The sequence below is a fragment of the Paenibacillus sp. TY11 genome, from assembly GCF_059772165.1.
The window spans coordinates 182551-194864 of sequence record NZ_JCBAIQ010000003.1; the positions used below are offsets into that span (position 1 = coordinate 182551).

13 protein-coding genes and 1 riboswitch are annotated in these 12314 nt (G+C 47.6%); of the genes, 9 read left to right on the forward strand and 4 right to left on the reverse strand.

Annotation, left to right across the window (positions count from 1 at the left end):
• Window positions 1–9: 9 nt before the first annotated feature.
• Together AC6EJC_RS05080 and AC6EJC_RS05085 are read right to left on the reverse strand one after the other, a co-directional pair.
• Window positions 10–978 carry a hypothetical protein gene (locus AC6EJC_RS05080; RefSeq protein WP_444953017.1) on the reverse strand — a complete coding sequence of 323 codons (969 nt, stop codon included), beginning with the start codon at window positions 976–978 and terminating at the stop codon, window positions 10–12.
• A 362-nt stretch (window positions 979–1340) separates the two neighbouring features.
• Window positions 1341–1817 carry an ArpU family phage packaging/lysis transcriptional regulator gene (locus AC6EJC_RS05085; RefSeq protein WP_444953018.1) on the reverse strand — a complete coding sequence of 159 codons (477 nt, stop codon included), beginning with the start codon at window positions 1815–1817 and terminating at the stop codon, window positions 1341–1343.
• A 330-nt stretch (window positions 1818–2147) separates the two neighbouring features.
• Here AC6EJC_RS05085 and AC6EJC_RS05090 point away from each other — a divergent pair, with 330 nt between their 5' ends.
• From AC6EJC_RS05090 to AC6EJC_RS05105, 4 genes are all read left to right on the forward strand, one after another.
• On the forward strand, window positions 2148–2621 hold the full coding sequence (locus AC6EJC_RS05090; protein ID WP_444953019.1) for a helix-turn-helix domain-containing protein: 474 nt from the start codon (window positions 2148–2150) through the stop codon (window positions 2619–2621).
• Between the two features lie 11 nt (window positions 2622–2632).
• Window positions 2633–3058, forward strand: a complete 426-nt coding sequence (locus AC6EJC_RS05095; protein ID WP_444953020.1) for an ImmA/IrrE family metallo-endopeptidase — start codon at window positions 2633–2635, stop codon at window positions 3056–3058.
• 195 nt (window positions 3059–3253) lie between these two features.
• Complete coding sequence (locus AC6EJC_RS05100; protein ID WP_444953021.1) at window positions 3254–5155, forward strand: 5'-nucleotidase C-terminal domain-containing protein; 1902 nt, start codon at window positions 3254–3256, stop codon at window positions 5153–5155.
• 243 nt (window positions 5156–5398) lie between these two features.
• Complete coding sequence (locus tag AC6EJC_RS05105; RefSeq protein WP_444953022.1) at window positions 5399–6070, forward strand: 3'-5' exonuclease; 672 nt, start codon at window positions 5399–5401, stop codon at window positions 6068–6070.
• A gap of 45 nt (window positions 6071–6115) precedes the next feature.
• Here the strand turns inward: AC6EJC_RS05105 and AC6EJC_RS05110 are convergent, their stop codons facing one another.
• Window positions 6116–7093, reverse strand: a complete 978-nt coding sequence (locus AC6EJC_RS05110; RefSeq protein WP_444953023.1) for a helix-turn-helix transcriptional regulator — start codon at window positions 7091–7093, stop codon at window positions 6116–6118.
• An 84-nt stretch (window positions 7094–7177) separates the two neighbouring features.
• Window positions 7178–7933 carry a hypothetical protein gene (locus tag AC6EJC_RS05115; protein WP_444953024.1) on the reverse strand — a complete coding sequence of 252 codons (756 nt, stop codon included), beginning with the start codon at window positions 7931–7933 and terminating at the stop codon, window positions 7178–7180.
• A 711-nt stretch (window positions 7934–8644) separates the two neighbouring features.
• On the opposite strand from AC6EJC_RS05115, the gene AC6EJC_RS05120 reads away from it, so the two are divergent.
• The 5 genes from AC6EJC_RS05120 (at window position 8645) to queE (ending at window position 12096) form a co-directional block, all read left to right on the forward strand.
• The gene (locus tag AC6EJC_RS05120; protein ID WP_444953025.1) at window positions 8645–9085 is read left to right on the forward strand and encodes an SH3 domain-containing protein; all 441 of its coding nucleotides are present in this window, start codon (window positions 8645–8647) and stop codon (window positions 9083–9085) included.
• A gap of 25 nt (window positions 9086–9110) precedes the next feature.
• The gene (locus AC6EJC_RS05125; protein ID WP_250243614.1) at window positions 9111–9815 is read left to right on the forward strand and encodes an AIM24 family protein; all 705 of its coding nucleotides are present in this window, start codon (window positions 9111–9113) and stop codon (window positions 9813–9815) included.
• A gap of 79 nt (window positions 9816–9894) precedes the next feature.
• A riboswitch (PreQ1 riboswitch) is annotated at window positions 9895–9938 on the forward strand.
• Window positions 9939–10072: 134 nt separating this feature from the next.
• Window positions 10073–10756, forward strand: a complete 684-nt coding sequence (queC, locus tag AC6EJC_RS05130) for a 7-cyano-7-deazaguanine synthase QueC (protein WP_444953026.1) — start codon at window positions 10073–10075, stop codon at window positions 10754–10756.
• A complete protein-coding gene (gene queD / locus AC6EJC_RS05135) occupies window positions 10749–11240 on the forward strand; it encodes a 6-carboxytetrahydropterin synthase QueD (RefSeq protein ID WP_444953027.1) in 492 nt (163 codons plus the stop codon). Before queC ends, queD begins: the two co-directional genes overlap by 8 nt.
• A complete protein-coding gene (queE, locus tag AC6EJC_RS05140) occupies window positions 11233–12096 on the forward strand; it encodes a 7-carboxy-7-deazaguanine synthase QueE (RefSeq protein WP_444953028.1) in 864 nt (287 codons plus the stop codon). The genes queD and queE overlap by 8 nt, the downstream gene beginning before the upstream one ends.
• The last annotated feature ends 218 nt before the right edge of the window (window positions 12097–12314 follow it).

Genomic DNA, 12314 nt, shown 5'->3' on the forward strand with positions numbered 1-12314 from the left:
CGGACCACCTCATTTCAAAATAGGATGAATTTCCACTCTGCGAATCAACGCCGCTTCCTCAGCTGGGCGCATACGCCGCTGTACCAGCGTCAGCCGAAGCTGACCGTCTAAAATGGCATCCGCCTGCAAATCAGCTGAAGCTTCAGCCGTAGACATATAACGGCCCTTCTCCTGATCCAGAGGGAGCTGAATTTGAGCGGCAAAGCCCTCGACCAGCGCCGAAGCCGCGCGGTTTTCTTCCGTGGTGTCCAGGGCGATAATATGCCCGATGAACCGTTTGCGAAGCTCATACATGGAGGCTCCCGCCATCCTGGTTTCGCAGCCACTCAACCGCCATAGGACCGCGTGCCGTCCCGGCTGTGCGGGCCATGCGTCGGCGTATACCGACCACGTTTCACCCAGTTGCTTCTGCGTCCAGCGGACCAGCGCGGCCAGCCACTCTTCCGGCTGTGTAGCACCGTTTGCTGGAGCGGGTGAACCACCTTCCGTCTCAGGCACGTACACGCCAAAACGCAGCGTTCTATAGGCCTTGCCCGTAACAGTGTCCAGCTTTTCTGCATCCCGCACGCCCAAATAGTGCGCGGTAAAAGCCGATGTGTCCTCACCCGCACCTGTCACTGGTTCCCGGTGCAACCCGGCAATCAGGGCATTCGCCCATACATCAGCCTGCGCCAGCCCGGCTTGTCCTGCGTACAGCTTGATGCGAACAACCTGCCGATAGCCGGCCCAGGAAGACTTCCAGATTTCCTCGCCCAGCGCCATAACAGCATACGGCTCCTCTGCCGTCTGCGATGGTGGCTGAACATCGTATACACGCCCTTGCAGCGCTGGAATAATTTCAATGAGCTTTTGCTTAAAGGCTTGTCTCATCCTGCGGCATGCCACCTTTGTGTATCCTGCGCTCGCATGTGGTGGCTGCTTAGCCAGGCTTTTTTCCACTTCCGTGTTCTCATCCGGCGCAGCCTCGTATTCATGCATTGCAGCATCCCTTGCTTAGGCAACACGACTCCTCCTTTCTATTCAACGAATTCCCGGGAACCGACAGAGACGATCACCGCATGAAAAAACCGGCCCTAATGGCCGGCTAACGTTTGACTGTGTGTGTCTTCGGTATGTCCTCTTGTCTTGATTCCCGATGATATAATCTTACACCCTAATAACGAATGCGTTGCCGGGGAAATGGACGATAAAAGCAGAGACTAGGGATGATGTTGGGAGGTTTTTAGAGAACGTATGTTCTTATTATAAAAAAAGGCCTTGATCCCTGATATTACAGGAAATCAAAGCTTTTTAGGAAACGATTTTAAAATAGAAATGAGAACGAATGGATAATTATTACACTAACCTAGTTTTCGATCTGCGCCCTTCTGCAAACCTGCCAGATTCAAAACGCCTTGGTCCGCCAGCGCTAGCGCCATTTTGTAAAAAGCACGTGTGCGAAGCTTCGTATACGTATCCTTGCTGACTGGCGGATCTAACACGTAATTGTAAACCTTGTAATCAAACACATCGTCATCCTTTAAATAACGTTCACGGATGAGCAGCTGTTCGCGTTCATTCAAGCGACTCACTACGGCATCCACCATTTCGCAATAGGCCAAGCGGGCGGCAGGAGCATCTACATTATATACGGCTGTCCGGGCCGTTGGATCGCTTGTCACGTTCGTTGGCCCGTTCGGGCGCTCCGTATAGCCAGCAGTAATAAAGCTTTCCCGGTCCATAAAAGTAATCGTTTTATAAATCCGGTATTTCTCAAACACACCCTCCAATGCATTCTGCGTTTTGCGACGGTCCAATTCGGGTAAGTTATTTCTCATGTAAAGCAACACTCCTTATCTTATGCCTTTTGACAATGATGTATTTTTAAATGAGGATTTTGCACTTCGAAGCGACTGGAATCGAATTTTGCAAAATCCTGAAATAGAAAAACGCTCATGTTTACATTGTGTTCCCCTTTTGTTCGTATCTTGAGTATAACATAACATTATTTAGGATAGGTATCCATCTTCAAAAAAAGCAGTATAGCTCCAAAAACAGGATATTCGCTTTATTTTTCTATGCCTTTTGGCATATTACGTGCTTTTACTATTTACCTAATGGTATAATAGAACTAATCTATGATTCTGTTGCAGAAGGGAGACCCCATTGTGGAACAGCCAGCATTCGGAACTTACTTAAAACAGCAGCGTGAGCACAAACAATTGAGCATCAACCAATTGGCAGATGCCGCAGGTATTAGCAATTCACAAATTTCCCGCATTGAAAATGGGCTGCGCGGAATCCCCAAACCCTCTACTCTCCGTAAAATAGCGGACGCGCTCAGCGTATCCTATACCGAAATGATGAAGGTCGCCGGATATTGGGGAGACGATGATTCAATAGAGCAAAGTCCACATGAACTTTATCGTTCTACTGTGCCGGAATGGGCAACCTCCAAAGACCGCCGGGATTTTAAAAAAATGCTGGAGGAAGACGACGAATTAATGTTCGATGGCATTCCACTGAATGAACAAGACCGTCAACGAATCAAGGACGTGCTGACAGGTCTGTTCTGGGAAGCCAAGCAGATGAACAAACATAAAAAGCCCAAAGAGCCCCGGGCGGGCAAAGATCAGGGATAGCAGGTGAGCGCATGAACGAACTCATTCACAAACTTGTCCGAAAATACCAAACCAACTGCCCCTTCGATATTGCGAAAGCCCTGGGTATCCATATCCGATACTGCGATCTTGGCCCCACAACCAAAGGGCTGTATTACCACAAGCTGCGTAGAAGATTTATCGTCATTCACAATGGCCTTACACCGGAATGGGAACGATTCGTCTGTGCGCATGAATTGGGACATGACCGACTGCATAAAGGCATTAGCCGCTTTTTTATGGAGGAGCATTCCTACTTTTCTCCAGGAAAATTTGAACAGCAGGCCAATCGGTTTGCCGTGCTTTTGCTGAGTGAAGGAAAACCGCCGCTGGCTGACGAAACATTGGACCACTATTTCCCCCGGATCGGGCTGCCCAAAGAGACTGCCCTTTTTTTCGACCACAAAACGGAACATTAGTTCTCATTATATGAGTTACTGTTTATTACTTCCTCTACAATATAGGTAATCGGACGATGGATTTAACAACCGATATATCAAAAAAATTTTAGTGCTTTGATATAAAATAGAAGTTATTTTTACAATCATCTGATAAAATGTGGACGTAAGCGGTTTCTCTAATTCATTCATTTTATGGGAGGTTGAAGGTACAACATGAACTCATGGAAAAAACTCTCGTCGATATTGACGACCGCCGCACTTCTACTTGGATGTCTCGGCACAGCAGCAGCGGACCCTGCAACCAATGCGGGAACACCGGGAACGGCAACGACTCCAGGCAGCGGTAAACACATCACCATCCTACATACGAACGACACCCATGCCCACGTGGTCGCGAACGACAAGGAAATGGGATTCGCCAAGCTGGCGGGCATCATTGATCAGTACCGGACTTCCAATCCCAATACATTGCTGCTAGATGACGGGGATACCGTTCACGGAACGACCTTCGCTACTTTAGTCAACGGTGAGAGCATTGTGAAAGTGATTAACAAGCTGCGCTATGATGCTATGGTTCCGGGTAACCATGAGTTTAATTATGGTTGGAAGCATCTTGTTGAGCTAAGTAAGGAGATTCAGTTCCCTGTGCTCAGCGCCAACATTAAACAAACAGACGGAACACGTTTGTTCAAACCCTATGTTATTAAAGAAGTGGACGGCGTTAAAATCGGTATTATCGGCCTGACTACGCCAGAAACGGCATATAAGACTAATCCCAAAAATGTTGAGGGTATTCAATTCACCGATCCTGCGGCTGAAGCCAAAGCGGCGGTTGACGAAATCCGCAGCAAAGTGGATGTCGTTGTTGTTCTTGGTCACCTGGGACAGGATGCGTCTAGTAAGGACACCAGCCTCAAGGTTGTTAAGGAAGTGCCTGGCATTGATATTTTCATCGATGGACACAGCCATACCGTTCTGGAAAAAGGCCTGGTCAGTGACAATGGTACACTGATCGCTAGCGCAGGTGAATACACCAAGTATCTGGGTGTTGTGGATTTATGGGTCGACGGTGGTAAGGTTACCCAAAAGCAAGCCAAGCTGATTGATTCGACTCAAGCAGCCGACGTTCAGCCCAACGCTGAAATTGCTGCATTGATCGCCTCCATTCAGAAGGAGCAGGAGCCTATTCTTAAAGAGGTTGTAACGCAAACGAGTGTGGATCTGGAAGGAGCACGCGAAAAGGTACGTGCGAGTGAAACCAATCTCGGCGACCTGCTCACCGATGCTATGCGTGACGTTTCGGGAGCAGACGTGGCCTTAACCAATGGCGGCGGCATTCGGGCTTCCATCAAGACGGGGACGGTAACCAAGGGAGACATCATCACTGTGCTTCCCTTCGGCAACCAGATCGTTACCCTGAAAGTGAAAGGCTCTGACATTCAGGCCGCACTGGAAAATGGCACAGCCTCCTATCCAGAGCCAAGCGGGGGTTTCCCGCAGGTATCAGGTATTTCATTTAAAATAGACACATCAGCGGCCAAAGGTAGCCGCGTTCACTCCATCCTGATCGGCGGAAAGGCACTTGATCCTGAGGCCACATACACACTGGCCACCAATGATTTTACTGCCGTAGGTGGTGACCAATATACGATGTTCGCTAAATATCCACAGGCAGGTATGTTCGGATCGCTTGATGAGGCGTTAATCCGCTACATGCAAAAGGTGGGCTCCGCTAGCCTGCAAGGACAAGCGGACGGTCGTATTCAAGAAGCCAAGGCAGACGGAAAAACTTCTGTCCCTGCCACACAAGCTGTGCCTTCTGCTCCAACCGCAACACCAGCACCTGTGCAGGAAAAACCGCAAACCGTCCCTACACCGACTGCGAAACCAGCACCTGCGAAACCGGCACCAGCAAAGTCTCAAACAGCCAAGCCACAGCAGCCATCGGCTTCTGCACAAGCTACAAATAGCCATGTATATGTTGTGAAATCCGGGGATACGCTGTATGACATTTCCCGCAAACACGGTACCACCTGGCAACAGCTTCAGCAGTTGAATAAGTTGAAGAATCCTCACCGCATTTATCCGGGACAAAAGTTAGACCTCCCGGCCTAATTCAATAGCTAGCAAAAGCAGCGTCCGGAATCCTAATGGTTTCGGACGCTGCTGTATGTCAGGAGGTTTTATGTATGCGATAGTCCAAGCTCAGTTGGACATCGCATATTTTTTTATAAGACAAGCCTTTTAACCGCTGACAAGTTGTAAACCGAGAGGTATGATGGAGAAGAGCCATTCGGGCAGAGAACATTCGTCCCGGTATCCATCGGGATCAGTTATGTGTGTGAAAGGAGTCCAGAAATGCAATATATTATTTATGATCTTGAATTTACCGTTAGCCGTAACGCCAGATATTCCTCCGAAATTATTGATATCGGTGCCGTCAAAGTTGTTCAGGGAGACGATGGTCTATTCGTTGCGGATACGTTTCACAGTTTTGTAAGACCCTCGAATCGGCCTGTACTCTCTACAGATACCGTTCAGTTCACGGGTATTACTCAACGAGATATTGATGCCGCCCCACTCTTCCCTGAAGCTGTGAAGCAATTTATAGCCTGGCTCGGTACGGATTCACCCTATTATTTATGCGCATGGGGTCCAGATGACCGTCAGAAGCTGGTATCCCATTGTCGTACCCATCATGTAGATCTTGGATGGATTCATAATACCAATGATATACAGAAGCAAATTTCCCGTCTGTTTGGTTCCAATGGAAAGTACCGTCAGTTAAGCCTGTCTCAGGCGCTGGAATTATGCAACATTGACTTTGACGGTCAACAACACCGGGCACTGGATGATGCCGTGAACACCGCTCAGGTTTTCATGCACCATTTTGATCGTATTACATTAGTTCATAATGCTGCTGACGATGAGGAAAGCCGCGGCTCCAAGCTCGTCTACTCCTCACCAGAAGAAGAACAGGAACAGTACAGTCCTTTTGGCAATCTCGCCAACCTGTTTAAGGACCGTTAACGGATAGCTCCCCGGCCCGTTCCGGGGGATCTCCTCCTGTTATCCTTAATTTCCTGCCTTTTTATCGAAATAAAATGTCCCCCAGGCCCGCAGCATTTCTTGCATTCGTTTGCGGTACCGCAAAGGCTCCAGGATCTCGGCCTCAGCACCATAGGAAGTGAGCCAATCCAAAAATTCACGGTCATGATTGACCGTCACCTCAAACAACAAACTTCCATCCGGCAAATCCTTAAGAAAAGGCTTGATGAACAACTCCTCTTCTTTGACTCGATATACAGATTCGGCAGAAAACCGCACTACAAACCGAATATTTTGATTTCCTTTGGTTACCGACCAGGTCCCTTTAAAAAACATTTCCATTTCATTTGTATTTTTTTGAAACGTATACGGCAAAATTCTCATATTCCGAAAGCGGCTGATCCGAAAGGTTCTCATAGCGGATTGCTTATGGCAAAAACCAAGCATATAGAACCGCCGATCTTGTGGAACCAAACAATAAGGATCTACCTGAACTAGTGATACATCTTCATTTTGAGGTGAGCTGTATTCCGCTTCAATCGTCTGCTGCGTAAGACTCGCCAAAACAATCAGCCTGAGCAGATAGGGCTGGTTTTCCCGATCAAGTGTCGAGCCGAGCCGGATGATATTTTTCATTTCCTGCGCGAAGCTCGTCTGGTCCATCTTTTTTTTCTGACTAGAGGCCATCACTTTCTCATAAGCACTTTCAAAAGCTGGCGGTAAGAGAGGCTTTACCGTTTCCATAATCTCTCCCAGCTTGGTAAAAGCCTCTGCCTCTTCTTCCGTCCAATTCAGAGGATACAAAGCAAAATTGCTAATAAAAATGTACCCTTTGCCATGCCCCATATTCGTAATCGGAATATGCATAGCGCTTAGCGCCTCCATATCTCGGTATATGGTACGTTCCGATGTTTCACAACGTTCGGCAAGCTCTCTTGCCAATATCCCCGGATTTGCCTGAACAATAGTAATAATCCGCATTAAACGTATCAACCGATCAGTCAAGGAAGTCTCTCCTTTACAAAAAGATAGTAAATTAGACTCACTATATTACACAAATAAACTAGCATAATTGCCTATCTTAAAATATCAAGTTTCAGTAAAATGAACATCTCCTACCGATATCGCCTTATTAAAAAAGACCTTAGAACTATACGCTGTAAATGATACAAAAGTACTGCTCCATTTATTACGTATGGCCAGAAGTAACTCGGCTTCCTGCAGGTAGTCCATGTCATCGCTTCTTGCTGCACGTATAAGCAATTCATCTGCTTGTCTGGTAAGGATGAACGCTCCTCGCTCCTGTTCCCCTTTCTCGTACATACGCAATGCCTTTTTTACAATTGGGGACGTCTCATTCAGCTTTATGTATTTTTCCACCTTCGGGTTGGATGGAGAGCTCAGCAGACCAAGATGATGCGTGTAATGGATATAGAGCTGGTCTGTCCGGATCAGCGTTCGCTTTTCCTGCGATGGCTTGCGCCAGCTCCACTCCATCGTTCCAATAGTATGTCTTCCGGACGAGTGAGCCGGTATAGAAAACGTTAAAATAGCCTGTCTATATTTTCCCCGCCGCACATCCCCACAGTGAACAAACATGCTATCTCCGTTTTCTGAGCGTTTAAAACCGAGCCTCACCCCTTCAGCTTTTAATAGACTTACCCCGTTTTCTGGAACGAACTGGAGTTGAAGGTCACATCCCGCTACTTTCGGTATTAGATTCCCTTTTCTTTTACGTATAGCTCCATAGCCCCATTCTATCAGTAGATTTACTTGTTTGGACCCATTCGCAGATATGGACTCTTTGTCCCATGTGTACGTTACATTGAGCATTGACTTCACCACTGGTAAATTCCCCCTAAAAGAACATGTAACTCTAAATTAACAGTGTTATCTGACACTATATTGTCAGGGAACGTATGTTTGATTGTGAAAATTATACATGGGAATCTTTATGAAGGGGGACCTACTTTGATAAATAGCATTTTAATCCATTTGGATTACATAAATACGCAAAAATAGCCCGGCTTATGCCGGGCTACATTATAGTCTACTTCCATATATAAACTTATGAGATTGTAGTCTCCGTTTATGAGATTGTAGTCTCCGTTAAAGGAACATTCGTTTTTGTGCAAATATCGGTTATAGGTGCAAAAGTAATGCTATCCACTATGAGATCCTTCGATAATGGCTTTCCATTTACAGTGATTTTTAAAGTTTTATAGTTTTGTTCTCTCTCGTTCATCTTCCAAAATCTCCTTCTGTATCTATTTTTAATATATTCCAGTTCATATTCATATTAAAGCCCTGATCAGGTGCGGACCGTTCTTTACTCGTTTGCTGGGAAAAATACCGGAATGTTGCCGCTTCCTTGATATACCCGTTTTAAGGTACACTTAAACTAATATATCGACTTTTTTTGAGAACATTTTCCCCGTATTTGTCGTCCGTTTATCTAAAATCTGCATCCTAATCACTATATTGTACGTAACCATGTGATATGGGTAATGATGTGTATCATCTAACATCTTGGTTTACTAAAAGGGGGACCATCTCTTGGCACGGCTAACTTGTCGCTTTGCTTTGTACCACCGCATTGTCTGCGCTGCTATAGCACTTTTGTTTATTTTTGGAGTAACCCGTGTACCCGGAGTACATGCTGCTTATTGGGATGATGTGTACCAAGGCTTCGAGCAATTTTCGCGGTTGCCCGGCGATGTATATCAGCTCAAGGAAAGCTACCGACAAACGCAAGAAGATCTGGAAAAGGCCCGTAACAGCATAGAAGCCTATCAGGAGCAAAACGCCCAACTGCTGGAGCAAAACCGCAAGCTGACCGACACCGTCACAGAATTAAAAAATCTCCAAACCCAGCGCGATCAGGCTTCACACCGAAATAAAATGCTCATCATCACCGCTATAATTCTGCTGGCCGGTTATTTTATCGGTATCCGACTGTTGCGTTACGGGATGCGTCGACGTTCGGGAAGATACTAACTGTCTGAAAGGATGAAAGGTCTGAATGGACATACAAGCAGGACAACACCATGATGAAAGCGTCGGTTCGGTCGTAACGCTCGATCTGGCGGAAGGAGAAAAGCTGCACGTTCTGCATCCGCAGCAAATCATCGCATACCGCGGACCCAGCTCAGGCCGCAGTGATAAACTGATGAATATTAAGGGCATGTATCGCAAACACAAACTGATTCAGGCCGATTTCACAGGAGCTTGTCGTCTAATTGCCGCACTTCCTCCTGGCTTTAGTCTGAAAATGATTAAGCTTGAAGGTAGCGACGATCTGTTATACGATTTTCGGAATCTGTTCTGGTACAGCTCCGGCATCCAAATGCGTACTAAGCTGCTAAGCATGAAAAACATGTTATTTAGCCGCGATGTTATTAAAATGAAATTTGACGGTGTTGGCCAAATTGGTCTTTTGACGCAGGGATTGGTATGTCAAGAACAGCTTCATCCGACAGAGCCGATCTATGTCGACGCGAGCAGCGTCATTGCCTATCCCGAAAATGCCAAACTGGAGTTGACCGTGTACGGCAACCATCTGGCCAGCCAGCATATGAACTATCATTTTAAAATGACCGGACATGGTACCGTACTATTTCATGCCGGGGAACATCATCGACGGCTCCAGCAGGATATGAACGACGATGGCGTGATCAAACGCTTTTTAAGGGAAGTCATTCCATTTGGTGGAGTGTTTATCAAATAGCCCTGGCATGCTATAATGACAATGCTAAAGCCGTCTGTCCTCGTGGCAGACTCTAATGAAGAAAATCCATGTGTTACGCATGGGAGAGGTTCGCGAACTCCCTCTATAAAAAACTAACGATGCTTTGTCCTCCGCAAGAAAAATGAATTCGCGGGGCAAGGCCTGTTTTTTGTTGAAGTCGGTTCAAGAACTCTCCTTCTTCCAAGTGACAAGACTCCGTGTCTTGCACCATTCCAAGAAGATCGAGAGGTTTTTTTATGTTTGCAAACGAAAAAGCAGTCGTCGTATTCAGCGGCGGCCAAGACAGCACAACCTGTTTATTTTGGGCAAAAAAACATTTTGCTGAAGTAGAAACTGTGACGTTTGATTACGGTCAACGCCACAAGCAGGAAATCGAAGTAGCCGCCGGAATCGCCCGCGAGCTGGGTGTTCCGCAAACGGTACTGGATATGAGCCTGCTCAATCAACTTGCCCCTAATGCCCTCACACGCACCGACATTGACATTACTCAACAGGAAGGCGAGCTGCCTAGCACCTTTGTAGACGGTCGCAATCTATTGTTCCTGAGCTTCGCGGCAGTTCTCGCCAAGCAAAAAGGAGCGCGCCACATCATTACAGGCGTTTGTGAGACGGATTTCAGCGGCTATCCCGATTGCCGAGATTCTTTTATTAAATCGCTGAACGTCACACTGAACCTTTCGATGGACTATCCCTTTGTTATTCATACCCCGCTCATGTGGTTGAACAAAGCCGAAACCTGGCAAATGGCCGATGAGCTGAAAGCTTTTGAATTTGTAAGAACCCGTACACTAACGTGCTATAACGGCGTCATTGGCGATGGCTGTGGCGAATGCCCTGCTTGCAAACTTCGTCGTGCCGGACTGGAGCAGTATCTTACGGTTCGCGGATCTTCGTCCCAAGGAGTTGAAGGCCATGCGTGAGCCAGGTACCTTTCGTATTGTCGACAAGCTCCAGCAATTCGGGACAGACATTGAGCGCTCTCAGCTGCGTTATCACCGCAAACGTGTACTGGTCAGCAAGCAATTTACGTTCGATGCAGCACACCATTTGCACTGCTACGAAGGCAAATGCAAAAATCTGCACGGACATACCTATATCGTTGTTTTTGGCATAAGCGGCATACCGGGCGAAACGGGTCTAACGCTGGATTTTGGTGACATCAAAACGATCTGGAAAGAGCGGATTGAGCCTTTTCTGGACCACCGTTACTTGAATGAGACGCTTCCCCCAATGAATACAACGGCGGAAAATATGGTCGTCTGGATCTTTGAGCAAATGGAGTCCGCCTTGACCTCAGATGCATACCGTTCCCGTGTAGAAGGTGGACGTACCGAGTTTGTACGATTGTTTGAGACACCTACCAGCTACGCCGAGTTCCGACGGGAGTGGATGCTCGATGAGTAATACCGTGACTACTCACCAACCAATGGTAGCCTCCCACGGAGCCAAAATAGCCCCTATTCCTGTACTGGAGGTGTTTGGTCCCACCGTTCAGGGCGAAGGTATGGTCATTGGTCGTAAAACGATGTTTGTTCGCACCGCAGGCTGCGATTACCATTGCTCATGGTGCGACTCCGCCTTTACCTGGGACGGCAGCGCCAAGGATCAGATCCGTCGTCTGAGCGCCACAGACATTTGGCAGGAGCTTAAGGCCATCGGCGGTGAACGGTTTTCGCATGTGACCCTTTCCGGAGGCAATCCTGTCCTGCTGCCGCAGCTTGGGGAGCTAATCACCCTGCTGCGCAGTCAAGGCATTGCCACCGCCGTCGAAACACAAGGCTCCCGTTGGCAGGAATGGCTGTACGATATCGACGAGGTAACCTTATCCCCGAAGCCGCCCAGCTCTGGTATGTCGACCAACTGGGATGTGCTGGATGATATCGTCGCCCGTCTGTCGAACCGGAAGATTGCTGGGGAGTCCCGGACAGCATCCAACGTCCCAACCGCAACGTGCGCAAAGGAACCCGCTAATGAATCTGCGCGGCTCTACACGGGAGCTTGCAGCTTGAAGGTCGTCATCTTCGATGACACCGATCTTGCATATGCCCGCACCGTTCACGAGCGCTATCCACACGTACCTCTGTTCCTTCAGACTGGTAACCCAGATGTGAACACGGAGAACACCGGACAGATTGCGGAGTCCCTGCTCCATCGTTATGAATGGCTTATCGACCGCGTCATGGACGATTCCCGCCTAAACGACGTAAGAGTACTCCCGCAGCTCCACACCCTCGTATGGGGCAACAAACGCGGCGTATAACACTTATATGTAATATATTCCGTATGAGCTGTATGTGATACACAAGATACGCCAAATTAGTCGAAATACACCTTCGACATCCAAAAGAGAAACCCTCGTCCGTAAGGGCGGGGTTTCTCGCAAAATAACGCTCCTTTCATATAGGAGCGAGCATTATTCACTTCTGCCCCAACCAATATGTAAACGGGTAGGGACTTTATGGTGTTGACGGCGGTCGG